This window comes from Clostridium septicum (assembly GCF_003606265.1).
GTDB classification, from domain to species: Bacteria; Bacillota; Clostridia; order Clostridiales; family Clostridiaceae; genus Clostridium; species Clostridium septicum.
In genome coordinates this window covers 2,727,051-2,746,687 of record NZ_CP023671.1, presented here as the reverse complement: position 1 = coordinate 2,746,687, position 19,637 = coordinate 2,727,051, and the positions used below count along the sequence as shown (strand labels likewise).

Sequence of the window (19,637 nt, the reverse complement as noted above, 5' to 3'; positions counted from 1 at the left end):
AAAAAAAGTACTTAATAAAAACTAATTTTCTATATTAGGAACCTTTAACATTATAATAAATCCTATTATAAATAATACTACTAAACTTAATATTCCATTATTTGATTTCCCTGTTACTTGAATAACTAATCCAACTAAAAATGGTCCAAGAACTGCTGCGAACTTTCCAAATATACTGTAGAACCCAAAGAATTCTGCTGATTTTTCCTTTGGTACTAATTTTGCAAAGTAAGATCTAGAAATAGCTTGTATTCCACCTTGAGCTGAACCTACAGCCATTGCTAAAATCCAAAAATCCAAAGTTGTTTTAATAAAATATCCGTAAATACAAATTATTGTATAAGTTATTATTCCTACATATATTAAATTTTTTGTTCCTATTTTCTTAGATAATTTTCCATATAAAATTGTAAATGGGAATGCTACAAACTGAGTAAGAAGTAAGATTATTAATAAAGATGTCATTGAAATTCCAAGATCTGTTCCATAAGATGTAGCCATACCTATAATAGTATGTACACCATCTATATAAAAGAAATATGCTATTAAAAATATATATACCCCATTCCATATCCCATAGATGAAACATAATCCATTCTATCTTCTGTTGTTACATCTACTAAAAATGAATCATAAAATATATTTGCTCCTGAAAAGCCAAGTACAGTTATTACATAAGCAAATAATAGTAATACAGGTGTGTTAGTTGGTATAAATGCTAGAAATATAGTTGAAATTACTCCTAAAATAAAAAATATATTAAAAAATTTCTTCTTATTACCTTTATAATCTGCTATATTACCTAAAATAGGAGCTAGCATTACTACAAGAAAAGTAGATATAGAAATAGAGTATCCCCAAAATGCAGTTGAAGTAGATGAAGACATTCCTCCATTTTCAGCAACCATTTTAAAATAAATTGGTAAAATAGTTGCTGTTATAGTCATTGAATATGCAGAATTAGCCCAATCATAAAGAATCCAACTTTTCTCTTCCTTACTTAATTTACTCATAAAATCCCCCTAGATATTAAATATTTTTTCCTCAATATTTCCGTCAATATCTTTAAGCTCTAATCCTAAAATTCTAGCTAATGTAGGTCCATGATTTATTAAACTTCCATTTTCTAAAGTAAATCCCTTTTTAATACTATTTCCATAAGCAATAAAAAATGTTGTATAGTTTTCTTTTTTCGGAAAATATCCATGAGTTGCCTTAACTCTATGAGGCTTTTCCCCTATATCTTCTTCCTTTATCTTTTCTATAAAATCTCCTGTAACTTCATCTATAAAAGAATATCCGAAGTTTCCTTCTACCATAAAATCACAATTAGGATCTGCGCCTAGATTTTCTGCCTCATTAGAATCTAATATAAATTCAAAAGGATTATTATAAGTTGAGTTTGCCTCTTCTAAAATCTTTTTTACTTCTTCTTTTACTTTATTATCATTTTTATCTTTTAAATATATGTAACTACTACCATCGCAATTTTTTGCAATAGCTTTATAATCCTTTAATTTCCCTCTTCCATCTAAAGTAATTAAGTTTTTTTCTGTAAATAAAGAATTTATCCTTATGATTTTATCTACATCTATTTGACTATGATCCCCTAAAGCAACAATTGTACTTTCTTCTAAAATATTAGCCTCTTTTAGAGTATCAATTATCTCTCCAAGTCTTTTGTCATGTCTAATTAAAGCTTCTTTAACTTCTTTACTTTTATAACCTGTATAATGTCTTTGACTATCAACATCAACTAAATGTAAAAGCATTAAATTAGGTTTTCTGTTAATTATAGTATCTTTAGCTACTTCCATAGAGAAATTATCTAAATAAGGCTGAGATATTCCTTTTCTTAAGCTTCCATATTTTTTATTAAGAGGTAATTGATAAGATATTGTTCCAGCTAAAGCTGACATAATTATTTGATTATGCCATGATTTAGTACAACATATTTCGGGCATATTGTAAGTTATTTTACTTCTACCTGTAACTGGCCATAATATGGAACAAGTTTTTAATCCTTTTTTCTCTGCTAAATCAAAAATAGTTTCCTTTTTTATATATTTTCTATACCAATACCAATTTGGGTTTTCATCTCCAAATTCAAGTAATGTATTGTTTATTATCCCATGTTTATTGGGATAGCATCCTGTAACTATAGTTGCATGGGCTGGATAAGTTAAAGATGGATAAATAGTTTCTACATTTTTAATTAAAGCTCCTCCTTTAATAAGCTTTGAAAAATTAGGTAATTCACCTAATATCTCTATATCCTCTGAAGATACACCATCAAAAGATATAACTATTAAGTGCTTTGTCTGCAATTTAAAACCCCCTTCTTCAGAATATCTTTATAGTACAAAAGTATTGTTAATTCTAGTTTAATTCTATGTTTTATTTTATAATTAATTTCTCTATATAATTAATTATAAAATAAATTAGCACAACTTTGAAGTTGTGCTAATTCATTTTATATTATTTATCTTTCTCATTCATATAAAATTTTATAGTTTTGCTACATATTGATGTAATATATTAACTGCTGATCTTAATGTATTTTCATTAAGTTCACCTGCTTGTATTTCTTGAGTTAATACTTCATTTAATGTATTAACAACATTTTCTTTATTTTCCTTAGTATCATTTCTCTCTTCTGAGAATACAATTTCAACATTATTTATAGCTTGTAATACTCTAGTTATTCTATAAGTCAATTCCCTAACTTCGTTTCCTGATTCTTCTATTGAGTCAATATATTGATTTTCTATTCCTAATCCTCTAGATCTTTCTAGTGATGTTGTAGCAAAAATTAGTAATCTATTATAATTATCTATATTTGTAAAATCTGCATTATCTACTAAATCAATTGCTATTCTCATTTCTTCTATTGCATAATTTAATTGTTGTAAGTTTTCTTGGCTTAATTTTATAACCTCAACAGATTCATTTGTTGCTGCATTAGCAGATAAAAAAGGAATTCCTCCCATTAATAGCCCTGTAGCTACTGCTGAAGATAATATTTTTTTAAAAGTCTTTTTAATCATAATTATTTCTCCTTTAATTTATATAAATTTATTTAAAAGATATATAAATAAAAAAGCCTTAACAATTTAATATAATTATTATATAATGTAATTGAATTAAATATATTTATAAAGTATTTAGCCGGCCAGCCATATATTTTATAAAACATAATTAATTTTAATGAAAATTCCTTAAATTATATTTTAAAAATATTTTTTAAGGTTTTTTTATTTTTATTTATATCTTAATAATTAACTATTTTTTTATTTTCTTTTTATAGTAAGTACCCCCGCTAACAATGCTAAAATACCACTTATTAATGTTACTGGTGTCTTTCCTGTATTAGGAAGTTTATTTTGTTTAGCTTTATTATTTTTATTTACTTTAGCTGAGTTATATTTAATTTTTTGTTTTTTAATTTCTGGTTTTTTAATTTCTGGTTTTTTACTATTAACTTTTGTATCTTCAGGATGATTCTTTTCATCTACAGACATATCAACTATATTAGATTTATTATCCTTTTCTAATAATGTTTTTTTACTTTCTGTATCTTTAACATTTTTATCATCTTTATTTTCAAGATTCTCATTTTTACTATCTTCTTTTTCTGTATTTGTTTTTTTAGACTCTACTTTTTTAATATCTTCATTTTCTACATTTTGCTTATTTTCTTCATCTTTATTATCTTGCTTGTCATATTCATTTTTTACATCTTGTTTATTATCTACATCAGCATTATTTTGCCTATTTTCTTCATTGTTAGGCTGTTCTTCCTTCTTATTATCTTTATTTTCATCTTCTTTTGGAATTGCTCCATTAACAACTTCCTTTGGCTTGCTCTCTTCAATGAATTCTTTATAATAATTATTATATATCTCTTTAGCTTTATCTAAAGTTATTTTATTTAAAACTCTACTTTCACTTTCTTGATAAATTACTAAATTTAAAGTATTTATTACGTTTTCCTTATTTTCTAATGTATCTTTTCTTTCTTCGGAAAATACTACTTTAACATTATCTATAGCATGCAAAACTCTATCTATTCTATAAGTTAAGGCTCTTACTTCATTACCAGACTCCTCAATCCACTCTGCATATTTATTCTTTACACCAAGACTTCTTAATCTATCTAAAGATGATTTTGAAAATACAACTAATCTATCATAATTTTCTTTTTCTGTAAAATTAGCATTATCTACTAGAGTTATTGCCTCTCTCATTTCCTCTACTGCATAAGTTAACTCTGGTAAATCATTTTCACTAATCTCTAAATTTTCTTTACTGCTATTAATAACCTCATTTGTTGCTGCTTCTGCAATACATATAGGAGTTACTCCTATAACCATACCTGTAGCTATTGCAGTACATATAATCTTTTGAATTTTTTTCTTAATCATTAATAATCCTCCTTTAATATAAATAAAATCTATATTAAAGGTATATTACTTAATAAACCTACTGTTATTAAGTTTATTTTATAAAAATAAATATATTTATAAAATATTAAGCCGGCCAGCCACAACTTCTATAAAAATATTCTTCTTAATAAAATTCCTTAAAATAACATTCTTTAATTATATAGTTTTCATTAAATATATACCTTTAAAATTTACAATATTTCTTAATTTTATTTTGGGAATTTTTCTCATTTATTGTAAATTTACCATTACAATATTATCACTTTTTTCCATAACTTTCATTAGTTTTATGAAAGTTTTTAAATTTTCGTTTTTCATTTTGCGACTATTTTTTGTTTTTTATTTATTAATTCTAAAAAATATTTTCCTTTTTTATTTTTTATTTATAAATACTTATTATTTATATTTAATATAATTATAATTTTATTCTTATAATAAAATAAACTAATTAAGAACAATTCCTAATTAGTTTATTTTTTCAGTATTTATTTTATTCTAATATTTTTCCACTAATATAATCTACTTCATAAGCTCCTACTACTCCATCATCATTTAAATCATATTCTGGAATACTCATATTATAATTTTTTGATGCTATTGCTAAATCCTTAATACTAATATTACTATTTCCGACTGGTACTGCTTCAATATTTAATGGTTTTTAATTAGATTTAATTAAATATTTTAACTTATCACTTGAAAAATCTTCTATTGTTTTACCATTTATTTTTATATCACTTAACTCTGTTTTACTATCTGATGTACGAAGTATATTTATAATGTGCTTACTCTTGGTTTTACCATCTTTTCCAACACCCTCTACATAAAAAGTATTATTCCCAACTTTTAAATCAACAGTTCCTTGAAATTCATTATGCTGATTTAAATTATTATTAACAGGATTTCTATATTCTGTTGAATATAAATTTATATTACCTATTATTTCCTCTGATGAAATATTTAAAGTAATACTTTTGGTATCATAGGAAGTGCTTAAAGTATATACATCATTAAGATTTCCACTTTCATTTAAATTAAGTTCTGGAATTGATATTGAACTTATCTTTGAAAAATTATTATTATACTTTTTAATATTTATTGAATATACTTTTTCATTTTCTCCATTTGGTGATACTACCTTTATTATAATATCCTTTTCTTTATTTACTTTAATATTTCCACTAATATTTCCTAACCCCTTAATTAACTCTTCTCCATCTACAGTTATAACTATATTACTATTTTCCTCATATGATTTTACATTTAACTTTAAGCTTTCTTGATTACTTATTGAATTATACTGATAATTTACTTTATCTTTATCAAAACTATCTATAACTGAATTATTTATATTTATAAACTCTAAATCAGCATTACTAACAATTTCTTCTCTGTTAACTATAAATATTTCATTACTTTTAACCCCTTCTCCAACTTTTCCATGTTCATCTACAGGATATACCGTACAAGATAGTTTTCCTATTGAATTAGGTACAAAATTCTTCTCTTGTGTAAAATAATCTTCAGTATTATCATTATTTTTTAATTGCCATCTATAAATACTATCCCCTTCATTATGACCTTCTAAATCACTATACAAATAATCTACTGATACAGTTTCTGAAACTTTAGCTTCTGACTTATTTAAGTTAACTTCTCTTACTGATGGCTCTATGTTACTAACTCCTGTAAACTTAATACTATTTAATGTTTTTATACTGTCTTTATCATACTCACTTCCATTTGCAACTTTAAATTCAGAAATATTAACATCTGTAGCTCTTCCATCATGATTCCATGCTGCAAAGCCTATTTTATAATCATTAGATATTTCAGTTGCATCTATTGTTCCCCATTCTATCCAGTTTCCATTTGGTGTTTTATAATTTATAACTAACTGGTTATTGTTTTTGTATAAATCAAAAATTAAAGTAGATTCTTGAACATTTACATTTTTATCATTTTCTACTGCTGAGCCATTAGTTTCTTTTACAGATACTACACCATTAAAGTGAGATTTCTTTCCTATAGATGTATAGTTATCAGCATCTTTAAATAAATATACTCCTACTGAATCCCATCTATTATTTGTTTTTAACGGAAGATTTGATATTTTAACACTTAATCTCATATTGTCTTTATCTATATTTCCCGGTAAATTATAAAGGAATATATTTTTAGCACTATTATCGCTATTATAAAGATCTCCTCTTTCCATAGTTATTTTAAGCTCTGTATCATTTATACTTTCCCACTTTTCATTATTCTCATTTAATATATTAAAACTATATGATAGTCCTTCATCTTCTGAAAATGATATTCTAACTACTCTACTTTTAGAGATACCATTTAAAGTAGCATTTACAATAACAAATCCTTCTTTTTTAGCTGTAAATAGTCCATTTTCTGAAATTGTAGCTTTATCTGTAGCTGTATTATCTATATTTTTTACTGACCACATAATACTAGAAGCTAAACTTTCTGGCTTAACTATGGCTTCAAATTGGATTTCACCATCTTTAATCTCTATCTTTTCATTATCTCCATTAACTATTTCGAACTCTTCTGGCTTTACGGCCTCATCAGATAATACAGTAAATTCTATTTCATTTGATTTTATTTCTGTGTCATTCCAAATATAATATGCTATAACTTTACCAGTACCTGCTCCAACTGCATTTACTTTTCCATTATTATCAACAATAATTACCTCAGGGTTAAGAGTTACATATTTTATATTTGATGTTGGTGGTGATACTTGTCCACTTCCATTTAAGGTTAAACCACTATCATTATTGTTAACATACTCTAATGGCATATCTCTTACAATTGCATTTTTTATTAAACCATCATCATAACTATTACCTTCAATCACTACATTTTTACATGCTTTAAATGAAAATACCTCTCTATTATTTCCGCTATTTACATTTCCATTTGCATCTAAATCTAATAGTAAATTATCTCCTATTTTTAATTCACTTTTAGGTGATGTTAAATTAAGTGTTACATTTGGATTTTCTCTAAATACTTTATTATTTCTTATTGTTAGATTTTCAACACTTTCTGCTGTAACAACACGACTAGCATTCATATAGAATTCATTTTCTTCTATAGTTATATTTTTATGAATAGGGGTATCTGAACTTGGTAATTTGCCTCCTAAAGTAACAGGATGTATAAATACTGCTGGAGCATCTGCCCATTCTGTTTGTCCAGTATCAGTAATGTGAAACTCATTATTTCTTATTGTCATATCTCTAATTGGACCTGACTCATACCATTCATTTGAATCATTTGATAAGAAAATACTTGCCATAGACATATTTTTAAAAGTATTTCCTTCTATTAAAACAGGCTTTCTAGTTGTTGCAAGTATTCCTCTAGTCGGAATTGTATGAAATACGTTATTTACTATTTCAAGCTCTGGAGTATATGTTACATTTTCTGCAACATACTTAGGTTGATTTCCAATTTTACTGTTAATATCCTCAGGTAAATCCTTGTTAAATTTAACTATCATAGTCTTTAAATCGTTTCCATTTTCTCCAGGTTGACTACTTTCAACAACTTCATAAAGTACTTCTTCTCTGCTAGGTGACTCTAAAGTATCTCTTGTAAAAAATGCTACCTTATCTCCTACATAATATTGAGGGAATCCACCTTGCTGTCCATGTATATATTTAAGCTTTAAAGTTCTATTATCTATTTTTTCTTCAACTCTTGTAAAAGTACCATGAATGTTTATAGGATCATCATGGGCATGGGAAAAATTCGAATTTTTTATACTTATTTTTCCCTTTGCTCCTGATACATGTATTAAGTCTGCAAAGCTTGTAGTGTACTTTCCAGTTCCTACTCTTGGCATAAAATTAACTGTATCGAAAGTTACATTTTCACTCATTTGAGTAAGCCATCCAAATCCATCCATATAATGAACATTTACATTTTCTATACTAGTATTCTTACTTTCCCAAATAAAAGCTCCTGCTGTATGCCTATGAGTACTTGCACACATTTCGTTTACAACACCTAATGTTTGTCCTACTGGAATATTATTGTTATAAGTTATTCTTACTGTATTTTCACTTGTTTTTTTAATATCCCTTACTCCATTGAATGGTCCTTCGCTTAATGAATGTCTTCTTGTAATTTCTGTTTTAGGATTATATATAACTACTGACCAAGCATTATGATGTCCCTTTTGTGTCCAATAATACTCACCTGTATATGGACTTTTTTCACTTGTCCAAAGAATATTTGTATTATTATCTACAATTTCATATTTAAAATTTGATGGTATAAAATAATCAACATATTTTTTACCATTTTCAACACCAATATCTTTTACAGTCATTTCTGTAGTTGTTGGAACTTCAAAATCCCAAGCAAAATTTCTAAGTTTTATATTTTCTGATTTTACTACTGCTAGTGCCATCATATCTCCATGGATAACAAATAAAGAATCATTTCCTTCAATAGTTAAATCCTTTTGTCCTTCTATTAAAATTCCTATTTTCTTCATTGGATTTTCTATACTATTTGTATTTGAAGTGTGATACTCTCTTTCCTGAGCATAATCTTTATAAATACTATATTCTCCTTTAGGAAAGTTAATAATAACAGGTTCACTAAGCTTTTTAGCTTCTTCTAATGCATTATAAATAGCTAATGCACTATCATTTTTTCCGCTTGGATCAGCTCCAAAATCAGTTACATTAATTGTTTTTACATTAGTATTTTCTTCTGCATTACTTTTAAATGTTGGTGATGCCATAGTGGCTCCCATTGTTGCAACTATTGTTATAGAAAGTAGCCTTAGAATCTTTTGTTTAATTTTATTAAATTCCGTTTTCATAAATATAATCCCCCTTAAATAAATTATATTTCATCAAAGTTTAATTTCTATATTTTAACTTAATTACCTTCTTTTTTATGGGAATTTAATTATTTTTACTTATTTATTACATAGGCTTCAGGATTAGTATTTCATGGAATATTAGCAGATAATAATGCAATGTGATACAAGACTTGGATATATATACTTGATTTTATATCTTTTGCAAGTCTTATTATCTTCATATTAAATGTAATTGTAGTTTTTAAAAGAAAAAAAATAGCCAGTAGACTTATAAGTTTCTACTGGCTTGAGAGAATAGATAATTCTGTGTAATTATCATTTTTATTATTTTAATACAGATTCTTATACTTAGTTTACCCCTTTTAATATATTATTTTAATTTTGTTAAATCAATGTTAAACTCTTCTCCAACCTTTATAAAATCATTACTTAACTTTCCACTTTTTTCTGGAAATTTAACTGCATATGGAGTAAGTTTTAATTCTTTAGCTTCACTTTATATATTTCCCTCTATAGATGAATTCTTAAATACTCCTTCTGTTTTGCTTCCACTAGATAAATAAAACTCTACAGGATTTCCTAAATCATCATTTCCTCTTAATACCATGTCATAACTTTCAGCTTTATTTTCAGCTGTATAATATATTTTTTGTCCTATATCATTAGTTTTATATTTATTTAAAATTATCTTTTCTCCACTTTCAAGAGTAAAGCTATATCCTAAATCTAATTCTTTTGTGGCTAAAGCAAATTCTTCACCACTAGATTTAAATTCAAACTCCCAAGGTCCTTTTACTTCATTATTTTCAAGTGATACATTTGAATATCTTATTTTTATATTTAAATCTTTATCTGTATGAATTGAATTAATATCATAAATTAACGTTTCTTCCATAGTGTAATTATCTATAGCTTTAGGTCCTCCTGCTGCTCCAGTATCTACTAATTCCCCATTTATATATATTTCACCATAAGAATTTATTCCATGTTCACCTATAGGTTCATTAGTTTTTAATTTACTAGAAACTATTAATCTTCATTTTTTCCCTTCTTTCATGCAAGCTTGCTTTCTAGATTTATCCATTACACTAGATACTTCGTAATAGTATGTACCATATCTATCAAAAATAAAAAATTTTAAAAAATAATTATTAATCATTAAAATTTACCCAAATTATATACTAAAGCTTAAAAATAAATTAAGAGAATATGAAAAAACTAAAAATACTTAAATAACTTGTCTTTATAAACAACTTTAATATCCTATATATAACTAAAGGAGCTGTTTTAAAACAACTCCTTTAAAATTAAAAATAATCCAATATTCTTTTAAACACTATATTTAAAATTAAATTATTTCCTCTAATTCTTTAGCATATTTTTTTGCATTATCTATTATTAATTTTGGATATCCAATATATTCTAATAATTTTATTGCATTTCTTGTTTTTGAAACACCAGACTTTAATTTATAATCAAAGGATAAACCCTCTTCTGAGTCAACATCTTCTGAAAAATAATAAAAATCATAATTATCTTTTAACGAATCCGTAAGTTCTCTATCATGAGTTGCTACAAAAGTTAAAGCTGTTGCATCCCCTATATATTTTAATATTGCCATTGATGATGAAATTCTTTCAACAGGGTTAGTTCCTCTAAATATTTCATCTATAATACAAAATACTGGTACAGGCTTCTCTAAGGATTTTATTATTCTTAAAATAGCCTCTGCTTCTGCCATATAATAGCTTTTACCTTGTCCTATATCATCATTTGGGCTTATTGATGATACTATATTTAAAAAGCAACATTCATATTTAGAAGCTATAGCAAAATAAAATGTTTGTGCTAAGATTACATTTACACCTAACATCCTTAAAAATGTAGATTTACCTGACATATTTGTTCCTGTTAATACAACACCTTTTTTATTTAGCAATATTGTGTTAGGAACTCCATTTTCTAATAATGGATGAACCCCTTCTTCTATATTTAATTTAACATCTTTTATAAATTTAGGCTCACAATATGTATATTCTAATATTTCTTGATAAATCCCTATAGATATACATGCTTCTATTTCTCCTAAAGCCTCATATAAATCTAGTATAGACTTTTTATTTTTCTTCAATTCCCTAGTTACTCCATAATAAGAGCTTTCTAATACTAAAAAGACTATTCCTAAGCCTTCAAAGATTCCACCATAAACACTCATTAAATTACAAAGTCTAGTATTACTTCTAAAATATTTTAATTTTTTATAAATATTATTTATCTCATACTTATCATCTATAATTTCTTTACACTTTATTTTAGATGTCTTTTTACCTGCAATTAATATATCATTAAGGTAAGTTAATCCATCTGTATGTATATTTTTTTTCTCTCTAAAGCTTATATTACAATTCAAAACTACACTTATAGCAAAAAGATAAAAGAAAATAATTTTATTAGTTGAAAAAATAATTAAAAGAATAAATATAATAGGTAATGTCCCTAATAATGGATAAACTATTTCTTTAAATTTATTACTAATTAAATTAGAATTTATCATTTTTAAAAACTTATTTTTCTTATCAAATCCTAATTTAAAGAAAATAGATTGAATTTCTGCTCTTAAATCTTTATCTTCTTTTAATATATTAATAATCTTATCTCTTTCCTTTAATTCCTTTTCATTCATTAATGGATTTCTTAACATTTTATATAAAATAGATTCTCCAACACTTGAATAGGTTCTATCCATTTCATAAAATACACTATCCATGTCTAAGTCACTCCAAGTTTGATCATCTAAAGTGTACTCACCATCTTCTCCCATATAAAAATATTCATTAACTAAATTAATCTCTCTCTTACTTTGCTTTTCTTCTCTATAATATTTTTTTAAAGAATTTAACATTTCTTTTTTAGCAAACATTATTCTCCCCCTAGATATTTTTATCTTAAAATAGTATTCATTTCCATTTTATATGTTGATTACTTTTATTACAATAAAATTACATTAATTTATAAAATTAAAAAAATAACCATATATAAAACTGGTTATTTCAGATTGTAGACAAAAAGCATTTTCTCAAGTTGGAGAAAATGCTTTTTGTTATTATATTTAAAATTAAAGAGTATATTTTTATAATAGTTAAATTTATAATTCTAAAAAACTATTTATTTATATTAAAATACATTTCTTTTGTATCCTCAGTAATTGTTTTAAATTCATATCCTTTGTCTTTATAATATTTTATTATTTCAGGTAAAGCCTTAGGGGTATTTTTTTGTAAATCCGTACAATGCATAAGTATTATTGTAGGCTTTGAATCTTTATTTACCTTAATAGCTTTTCTATATATTTTATCTGCTGGTAAATTAGGATTCATTCCATCTGTACTATCTACATTCCAATCATAAACTTTAAAATCATTTTCATGTAATCTTTTTAAATATTTTTTACTTAAATGCTTATAACTGCCTCCTGGGAACCTAATTATACTAGGTGAAATTCCAACTACTCTATTTATTTCTTCACGACAGTCATTCATTTCTTCAATAAATTTATCTTCACTAGAATAAACATATTTAAATTTATGATTAAAAGTATGAAGACCTATACTGTGACCTTCAGCATTAATTCTTTTTACTACTTCTTCTTTACCCATAATTTGATTACCTATTAAAAAGAATGTGGCCTTTACATCATTTTCTTTTAATATATCTAAAACATTATCTGTTACTCTACAACTTGGTCCATCATCAAAAGTTAAATACACCTCTTTTTTAAAAGGTATTTTTTCATTTTCATTAATATCATTTTCTTCAGTGCTTGTTGCTTCCCCCGACATTGGGACAGCATTAATACTTTGCGTAAATATAGAAATAATAAGAAGTATATTTACAGAAAGGAATAAAAAACACTTTAACTTATTTTTCATTTTATTTTCCTCCTTATAATTTATTTTTATTAATTATAAAGTCCGTTACATCTTATTATTTGCTTTTTTAACTTTTTTATTTGTGGTAATTTTCAGGAATAAAAAATATAACCTATAGTTTATATTTTTTTAAAACAAATTCTTATTTTTAAATTCTAATATATAAATGCATATTAAATATCCTGTGTAAGCTCCGAGAGTATTAATTAATATATTGTCTAACTGTATCAGCCCATTAGTAACTACTTTAATAAATTCAATAATAATTGAAACAGCAAGTCCAATTAAAAATCCATAACTTATTTTTTCTCTAATCTTTTTAAAAATAGCAGTTAAAAAAAATCCAAACAAAATAAATAGTATTAAATTTAATGCTATATCCTTAGATATTCCTTCCTCAAAAATAGTAAAACTATAATTAACATTACCAGTAGCTATTGAAGTTAAACTAAAATTACCTTCTAAAAATCCTGTGGTTACTAAAATAAATAAAACAATAAGAATCCATGCGAATTCACACATCATTTTTAAAGGTTTCATTTCAACTTTTCTTTTGATAAAAAATTTAATTCCAAAATAAATAAAAAAGATAACAAGAGCTAACGGTATCATTGAATAAAATATACTAATATCTAAATAATTCATTAACAAATCTGCTCCCTCCTTATAATTAGACACTAATATATATATTTTAATACCTACTTAAAAATGCCTTATAAAATCATTAATAGTTAATAAAACCTTTTCTTAAAAATGTATATCCTCAATTCTTGAATACTCTCCACTCCAAGCTAAAGCCTTTGTTCCTTTTTCTCCATGTCTATTTTTAAGTATAACTGCATTTATACAATTAGGATTTACTTCTGAGTTTTTTGAGTTTAAATTTAATTTCCCACTTTTTCTGAACTCATCCCTATACATTTTATTATCTAGTTTTTTATTTCTATAAAGTCCTATTAGTTGATCGCTATCTTGTTCTATTCTAGCACTATCTTGAATATCTGCTTCTGATATTTTTTCACATATACTATTAGAAACATTTCTATCAACTAATCTATTTGCTTGTGCTAATAATACAACACATATATCCTCCCTTAATGCTAATTCCTTTAATACTGAAGTAACTACTCCTATTTTTTCGCTTAATGTATTTCCTTCTATTCCTCCTACATATTTATTTACATAATCTATAAATAAAACATCTAATCCAAACTTTTTCTTATAAGATTTTATTTCATTTACAACCTCTCTTAAGTTAGTTTTATTAGAAACATAAAAGTCCTTATTTATAATTTCATTTGCAAAGTCTTTTATCTTTTCCTTTTCTTCTAAATCTAAGTTTCTTTCTATTATATCTTTATATTTTATTAAACAATAACTTGATGCCATTTTGCTAAAAACCTCTTTTTCACTCATTTCTCCACTTCCAAAAAATATCTTATTTCCATTTATCATCATATTTAAAGCAATTTGTAGTGCTAATGTGCTTTTCCCAACACCACTTCTTGAAAATATAGTTATTAACCTTCCTTTTTGAAAATTTCCAAGAACCTCATCTAACTTAGAAATATCACTTTTAAATCCTATATCATTATAATCACTATATAACCAGTTTATATATTCTAGAATTCTCTCTTCCTTATTAATCATCCCTATCACCATTAATCTATATAATCCTCAATATTTATATAACCTTTCTTTTTTTCACTATTGAAAAGATAGCTTGTCCATATGTCACCATTTCTAATAAATCTACTTAACCCATTTTCCTTTGTTAAAAATCCTTCTAATGTCCAAACATAGTTATAATAATGCTGACTTCTATAAACTATTCCATAATTATCTATACCTTGGATAATTTCTTCAAAATCATATTTCTTTAAGATTATATCTATAGCATCTATAGTTTTTCTATCTATATTAGCTTCTAAAATCCCACTACTATTCCAGTGATTTATTATATTTATATATATTTTTTTATTTTGTATTTTTAGTGTTTCATTTTTGGAACATTCACAATAACTATTTTTAGAACTACGATTATTATTTCTAGTTTCATTATTAGGATTGTTCTCTGTCCTATTATTAGGATTCGATGTCACTTGAAAATCTTCTAGCAAATAATCTTTTTTAAAGTAATAGCAATTACAACCTTTAATCTTTTTTACTTCTATATAATCCTTACTCATTAAAGATTTAATAAGCTTAGATACTTTAGCTCTTCTTTTTGTGCTACATAAACTCATTAATACCTTATAAGTTGGGTATATTTCTCCTATATCTTTATAATGAAATCTCTTAAGTACAATTAAAAAGTACTTTTCCTCTAAAGTTAAATTATCATCCTCAAAAATTAAATTATTAATTACTGTATATCCCTTTTCATTCATAAATTAAAACCTCTCTTCTTCTATTTCTAAGAAACATTAATAAAATTATGTCTCTAAAGATTTATATATGCATATGATAATTTTTTTAAAAAATTTTCAACAAAATTTTGATATAATTTTTTAAAGAAAAAAAGACAGATATCCTTTATAGATATCTGACTGTAAAATTTGCTATATTAATAAAATAAAAAGTAGCTAATTTCTTATATAAAATATTTTTCACAATAAAATCACCTAATATTGCTTATGCATACATACTTATGAAAGTCTATATAGGATTATCTTTTATAAGCTTTTTATAGGTAATCCTGTAAGCTCTTCAAGAGAAATTAAAGTTTTTAAAAATTCCTCTTCACTTTTACATCCTATATTAACTTTTTTTCTAAATCCTAAGCTTCCATCCTTAGTATTTATTTCAAAAACCTTTCCTTTTCTTATAAAAGTATCTCTATAAAAAATATCCTCAATACCATCCTTTGTTATAAACTTATTGTACATAAGTTTTATTCCATCTTTATATAAAATTTGAGTTGAAGAAAAATAAAAATACCCATATGAAATTACTATAGAAAGTAAAAAGATTGTAGCTACTACATCAATAGTATTTGATATTTTAAAATTTCCAATTAATAAATGATTAACATTTAAAATAAATATCTTATTAATATTCATATAGCTCTAATGGAAGTTTATCTGGATCTTCAAAAAAGGTAAACTTTTTACCTGTAAATTCATCTACTCTAATAGGTTCTACCTCTACTCCATTTCTATTTAGCTCTTCCACTGCTTTTTCAATATTATCTACTTCTAAGGCAAGATGTCTTAGACCACACCCCTCTGGATAACTTTGTCTCTTTGGAGGGTTAGGAAATGAAAATAGCTCTATTTGACTATTTCCTAATTTCAAATCTAATTTATATGATTTTCTTTCTTCTCTATATACTTCTCTTATTACTTCAAGTCCAAGCTTTTCAACATAAAATTTCTTTGATTTATTATAATCAGAACAAATAATAGCTACGTGATGTATTTTATTAAATTTCATATCTTTAGCCTCCTAATTTATATTAATTATTATTAAATCACATTTTTATAAAATAGGCTATATTTTATAAAAATGTTTCTATACACTCCTAATAAAAGTTAAACAATTTAAAATTTATTTTCTTAACTTTAATTTTATCTTAAATTAATATTAAATCTTTTCAAAATTTCTATTATTTATTTCTAATTTAAAATAATATATAATATTAAATAAAATTTAAAAGGAGGTTATTTATGCCATTTACATTATCACATCCCGCTGCTGTTATATTTTTTAAAAATAAATATTTTAATTTAATGGGGTTAATTCTAGGATCAATGGCACCCGATTTTATTTATTTTTTACTATTTAGTCCTAGTAGTGGTATAGGTCATACTTTATCTGGATTTATTATTTTAAACTTACCACTTTGTTTAATACTAAACTACTTATTTTTTACTTACATACAAGAAATTTTTATTTTAACTTTACCTAATTTTATATCAAAAAATTATATTTATCTTTTAAACAAAAAAAATAAATTAACTACTTTAAAAGAATATTTAGTATTTATATACTCATGTATAATTGGTATGATAACTCATATATTTTGGGATGCATTTACACATAACACAGGATTTTTTGTTGAGAATATAGATTTTCTAAAAAATGAAGTTTTATTATTAAATTACAATATTCCTGTATATAAAATACTTCAACATAGTAGTACTTTAATAGGATTATTAATAGTTATTCTTTTCTTTTTTAAGATTAAAAATAAAGGATCTATTACTACTAATAAAATAAATAAAAAGAAATTTATTTTCTATATTTTTATAGTACAAGCTTTAACTTTAATTATTAGTTATTTTTTTTCTATACATATTGAAGGTAATTTCCCCCTTGGAAGATTTGTTGTTACTGTTGTAAATGGATTATTTTTAGGATATTTATTTTCTGGAATAATTTACAACAAACTAAACACTACATATAAATGAATAAAGTGTACTTTCTAAAGTAATCCTATATATAATAAATTCAAATCTAAGAATCCAAATTCATATACTTTTGTTTATGTTCATCCTTGGAGTAAAAATATAATTAATGTTCAAGAAGCCATTTATAAGTTAAAAGAAAATCCTAAAGTAAAAGTAGTTTCCCCTGATATATTTATGAAACTAATTAAAGAAAATATCTCCTCATAATGTTAAAAATAAGAATAAAATATATTGCTATTATATTTTATTTATAGGTATTAATAACCAATTATTAAATAAACTCTAATATTATTGTTGTAATATACAGTTAACCTGTATATAATAAAACTATATAGTTTAACTGTATAGTTTTATTATACAATTAGTTTATAAATTAAGGAGAAATTATGAATAGAGATAAAAATTTACCTTTAACTGAAACAACTTATTATATTTTATTAGCATTGTTAGAGCCAGCTCATGGTTATGTTATTATGCAAAAAGTAGAAAAATTAAGTAATGAACAAGTAAGATTAGCTCCTGGAACTCTTTATGGTGCTATAGAAAATTTATTGAAATTAGATTTTATAAAACCTATTCCTAATGATGATAAGCGTAGAAAGGTTTATGTAATTACAGAACTAGGAAAAGAAATACTAAAACTTGATATGGAAAGAATGACTCACATAATTGAAGTAACTGCTAATTTATTAAAATAGATAAAGGAGGATTTATTATGAAAAAATTTAAGTGCTTTACTAATTTTATTAAGGAAGAAAAATGGTTAAATGAAATGGCTAATGAAGGCTATAGGCTAAAAAACGTATCATTTGGATATACATTCGAAAAATCTAAACCTGAAAATTCTATAATTAAAATTGATTATCGTAAATTTAAAACTAAAGATGATTTTATAGATTATTGTACACTATTTGAGGATAGTGGTTGGGAACACATAGTTGGTACAATGTATTCTGGAATTCAGTATTTCAAAAAAGTGAATACTTCTTCCTCATATGAAGATATTTTTTCAGATAACCTTTCAAAAGCCGCTGTTTATAAAAGATTATCTTTAATGTGGTTTAACCTTGCAATTTCTTATATTGTTGTTTTCTTACCTCTTTTATATGCTGGATATATAGACATTAGTGCGCTTATAAATCCTAAAAACTTATACTATACACCAAGTTTATGGAGTATGACAGGTTCAGATTTTTGGTTTCATTTCCTATTTGAAACTCCTTTTGCATTAGGCAGAGGATTTTTATGGATTATATTTCCTGTATTTATAATATTATATTTAATTGCTTCATTTAAATCTCAAAGATTATATAAAGCCTCTAAGTTAAATTAATTAATTCTTTATCTTTAAATTTTTTCTATATATTATATAATATTTAAAGTAGATATATCCTAAAGGAGGGGCAATTTTATGAATAATCAACTTACTGAGGAAAATATAAGAAAATTAAGAGAAGAGTTAGATTATAGACTTACAGTAAAAAGAGCTGAAATAGCAAAAGAAAAAGCAATAGCTGCTGCACATGGTGATAGATCAGAAAATGCAGAGTATAAGGAAGCTTGTGCAAACTATAGAGAAAATGATAATAGAATACAATATTTATTAACTATGATTTCAACTGCTACTATAATAGATGATAAAGATATTGATAAATCAGTATTAGGTATTAATAGCAAAGCTAAAATTAAGTTTATAGATGATGATTTTGAAACAGAGGTAACATTAGTAACTACTATGGATTTAGATCCTGATAATATGCGTATAAGCATAGAATCTGACTTAGGAAAAGCATTATCTGGAAAAAAAGCTGGAGATATAGTAGAAGTTAATGCTCCTGGGGAAAACTACTCAGTAGAGATACTAGAAATACTATAGTAACTTATTAAAACTATCTCTTAAGTATTTTAACTCCTAACCAACTATATAAATAAAATTATAAAAGTCCCCTTAGATTATGTTATTCATTTAAGGGGAAATTTATATAACTCT

At 24.7% G+C, this 19,637-nt stretch carries 18 protein-coding genes and 1 pseudogene; 5 read left to right on the top strand and 14 right to left on the bottom strand.

Annotated elements, in window-relative coordinates:
* Positions 1 to 21 precede the first annotated feature (21 nt).
* From CP523_RS16595 to gloA2, 14 genes are all read right to left on the bottom strand, one after another.
* Positions 22 to 501: an MFS transporter gene (locus CP523_RS16595; RefSeq protein ID WP_322746247.1), complete on the bottom strand. Its 480-nt coding sequence runs from the start codon at positions 499 to 501 to the stop codon at positions 22 to 24.
* 44 nt (positions 502 to 545) lie between these two features.
* Entirely contained in the window at positions 546 to 1,013 is a 468-nt protein-coding gene (locus tag CP523_RS16590; protein WP_322746248.1) for an MFS transporter, read from the bottom strand.
* Positions 1,014 to 1,022: 9 nt separating this feature from the next.
* Positions 1,023 to 2,327 (bottom strand): alkaline phosphatase family protein, encoded by a 1,305-nt coding sequence (locus tag CP523_RS12610; RefSeq protein WP_066675247.1) that lies wholly within the window; start codon positions 2,325 to 2,327, stop codon positions 1,023 to 1,025.
* 180 nt (positions 2,328 to 2,507) lie between these two features.
* Positions 2,508 to 3,047, bottom strand: coding sequence for a hypothetical protein (locus tag CP523_RS12605; protein WP_066675249.1), 540 nt, complete (start codon positions 3,045 to 3,047; stop codon positions 2,508 to 2,510).
* A 243-nt stretch (positions 3,048 to 3,290) separates the two neighbouring features.
* Positions 3,291 to 4,424 carry a hypothetical protein gene (locus CP523_RS12600; RefSeq protein ID WP_120140919.1) on the bottom strand — a complete coding sequence of 378 codons (1,134 nt, stop codon included), beginning with the start codon at positions 4,422 to 4,424 and terminating at the stop codon, positions 3,291 to 3,293.
* A 682-nt stretch (positions 4,425 to 5,106) separates the two neighbouring features.
* Entirely contained in the window at positions 5,107 to 9,303 is a 4,197-nt protein-coding gene (locus tag CP523_RS12595; RefSeq protein ID WP_120140918.1) for a cadherin-like beta sandwich domain-containing protein, read from the bottom strand.
* A 499-nt stretch (positions 9,304 to 9,802) separates the two neighbouring features.
* On the bottom strand, positions 9,803 to 10,201 hold the full coding sequence (locus tag CP523_RS12590; protein WP_066675260.1) for a hypothetical protein: 399 nt from the start codon (positions 10,199 to 10,201) through the stop codon (positions 9,803 to 9,805).
* 453 nt (positions 10,202 to 10,654) lie between these two features.
* Complete coding sequence (locus tag CP523_RS12585) at positions 10,655 to 12,226, bottom strand: MutS-related protein (protein ID WP_227909527.1); 1,572 nt, start codon at positions 12,224 to 12,226, stop codon at positions 10,655 to 10,657.
* A 241-nt stretch (positions 12,227 to 12,467) separates the two neighbouring features.
* On the bottom strand, positions 12,468 to 13,235 hold the full coding sequence (locus CP523_RS12580) for a polysaccharide deacetylase family protein (RefSeq protein ID WP_066675269.1): 768 nt from the start codon (positions 13,233 to 13,235) through the stop codon (positions 12,468 to 12,470).
* Positions 13,236 to 13,364: 129 nt separating this feature from the next.
* Positions 13,365 to 13,880 (bottom strand): VanZ family protein, encoded by a 516-nt coding sequence (locus CP523_RS12575; protein WP_227909623.1) that lies wholly within the window; start codon positions 13,878 to 13,880, stop codon positions 13,365 to 13,367.
* 102 nt (positions 13,881 to 13,982) lie between these two features.
* The gene (locus tag CP523_RS12570; protein WP_162925985.1) at positions 13,983 to 14,885 is read right to left on the bottom strand and encodes a DnaB-like helicase C-terminal domain-containing protein; all 903 of its coding nucleotides are present in this window, start codon (positions 14,883 to 14,885) and stop codon (positions 13,983 to 13,985) included.
* 11 nt (positions 14,886 to 14,896) lie between these two features.
* Entirely contained in the window at positions 14,897 to 15,625 is a 729-nt protein-coding gene (locus CP523_RS12565; protein WP_066675283.1) for a helix-turn-helix domain-containing protein, read from the bottom strand.
* A gap of 285 nt (positions 15,626 to 15,910) precedes the next feature.
* Positions 15,911 to 16,297: a hypothetical protein gene (locus CP523_RS12560; protein ID WP_066675286.1), complete on the bottom strand. Its 387-nt coding sequence runs from the start codon at positions 16,295 to 16,297 to the stop codon at positions 15,911 to 15,913.
* Positions 16,287 to 16,670 (bottom strand): SMU1112c/YaeR family gloxylase I-like metalloprotein, encoded by a 384-nt coding sequence (gene gloA2, locus CP523_RS12555; RefSeq protein ID WP_066675292.1) that lies wholly within the window; start codon positions 16,668 to 16,670, stop codon positions 16,287 to 16,289. The genes CP523_RS12560 and gloA2 overlap by 11 nt, the downstream gene beginning before the upstream one ends.
* 233 nt (positions 16,671 to 16,903) lie before the next feature.
* Here gloA2 and CP523_RS12550 point away from each other — a divergent pair, with 233 nt between their 5' ends.
* The 5 genes and pseudogenes from CP523_RS12550 to greA all read left to right on the top strand — a co-directional run bounded on the left by CP523_RS12550 (position 16,904) and on the right by greA (position 19,523).
* A complete protein-coding gene (locus CP523_RS12550) occupies positions 16,904 to 17,647 on the top strand; it encodes a DUF4184 family protein (RefSeq protein ID WP_066675295.1) in 744 nt (247 codons plus the stop codon).
* Positions 17,648 to 17,698: 51 nt separating this feature from the next.
* Positions 17,699 to 17,854: pseudogene (locus CP523_RS16510) on the top strand (hypothetical protein); the annotation flags it as partial.
* Positions 17,855 to 18,033: 179 nt separating this feature from the next.
* Positions 18,034 to 18,345, top strand: coding sequence for a PadR family transcriptional regulator (locus CP523_RS12540; protein WP_066675299.1), 312 nt, complete (start codon positions 18,034 to 18,036; stop codon positions 18,343 to 18,345).
* A 17-nt stretch (positions 18,346 to 18,362) separates the two neighbouring features.
* Positions 18,363 to 18,980, top strand: coding sequence for a DUF2812 domain-containing protein (locus CP523_RS12535; protein WP_066675302.1), 618 nt, complete (start codon positions 18,363 to 18,365; stop codon positions 18,978 to 18,980).
* Positions 18,981 to 19,058: 78 nt separating this feature from the next.
* Positions 19,059 to 19,523: a transcription elongation factor GreA gene (greA, locus tag CP523_RS12530; protein WP_066675304.1), complete on the top strand. Its 465-nt coding sequence runs from the start codon at positions 19,059 to 19,061 to the stop codon at positions 19,521 to 19,523.
* Positions 19,524 to 19,637 lie beyond the last annotated feature (114 nt).

Coding starts and splice junctions, on each gene's coding strand:
- CP523_RS12550 (WP_066675295.1), top strand. CDS start 16,904: ATGCCATTTACATTATCACATCCCGCTGCTGTTATATTTTTTAAAAAT.
- CP523_RS12580 (WP_066675269.1), bottom strand. CDS start 13,235: ATGAAAAATAAGTTAAAGTGTTTTTTATTCCTTTCTGTAAATATACTT.
- CP523_RS12540 (WP_066675299.1), top strand. CDS start 18,034: ATGAATAGAGATAAAAATTTACCTTTAACTGAAACAACTTATTATATT.
- CP523_RS12575 (WP_227909623.1), bottom strand. CDS start 13,880: ATGAATTATTTAGATATTAGTATATTTTATTCAATGATACCGTTAGCT.
- CP523_RS12590 (WP_066675260.1), bottom strand. CDS start 10,201: ATGGAAGAAACGTTAATTTATGATATTAATTCAATTCATACAGATAAA.
- CP523_RS12605 (WP_066675249.1), bottom strand. CDS start 3,047: ATGATTAAAAAGACTTTTAAAAAAATATTATCTTCAGCAGTAGCTACA.
- CP523_RS12600 (WP_120140919.1), bottom strand. CDS start 4,424: ATGATTAAGAAAAAAATTCAAAAGATTATATGTACTGCAATAGCTACA.
- CP523_RS16595 (WP_322746247.1), bottom strand. CDS start 501: ATGGCTACATCTTATGGAACAGATCTTGGAATTTCAATGACATCTTTA.
- CP523_RS12595 (WP_120140918.1), bottom strand. CDS start 9,303: ATGAAAACGGAATTTAATAAAATTAAACAAAAGATTCTAAGGCTACTT.
- gloA2 (WP_066675292.1), bottom strand. CDS start 16,670: ATGAAATTTAATAAAATACATCACGTAGCTATTATTTGTTCTGATTAT.
- CP523_RS12570 (WP_162925985.1), bottom strand. CDS start 14,885: ATGATTAATAAGGAAGAGAGAATTCTAGAATATATAAACTGGTTATAT.
- CP523_RS12585 (WP_227909527.1), bottom strand. CDS start 12,226: ATGTTTGCTAAAAAAGAAATGTTAAATTCTTTAAAAAAATATTATAGA.
- CP523_RS12565 (WP_066675283.1), bottom strand. CDS start 15,625: ATGAATGAAAAGGGATATACAGTAATTAATAATTTAATTTTTGAGGAT.
- CP523_RS12560 (WP_066675286.1), bottom strand. CDS start 16,297: ATGAATATTAATAAGATATTTATTTTAAATGTTAATCATTTATTAATT.
- CP523_RS12535 (WP_066675302.1), top strand. CDS start 18,363: ATGAAAAAATTTAAGTGCTTTACTAATTTTATTAAGGAAGAAAAATGG.
- greA (WP_066675304.1), top strand. CDS start 19,059: ATGAATAATCAACTTACTGAGGAAAATATAAGAAAATTAAGAGAAGAG.
- CP523_RS16590 (WP_322746248.1), bottom strand. CDS start 1,013: ATGAGTAAATTAAGTAAGGAAGAGAAAAGTTGGATTCTTTATGATTGG.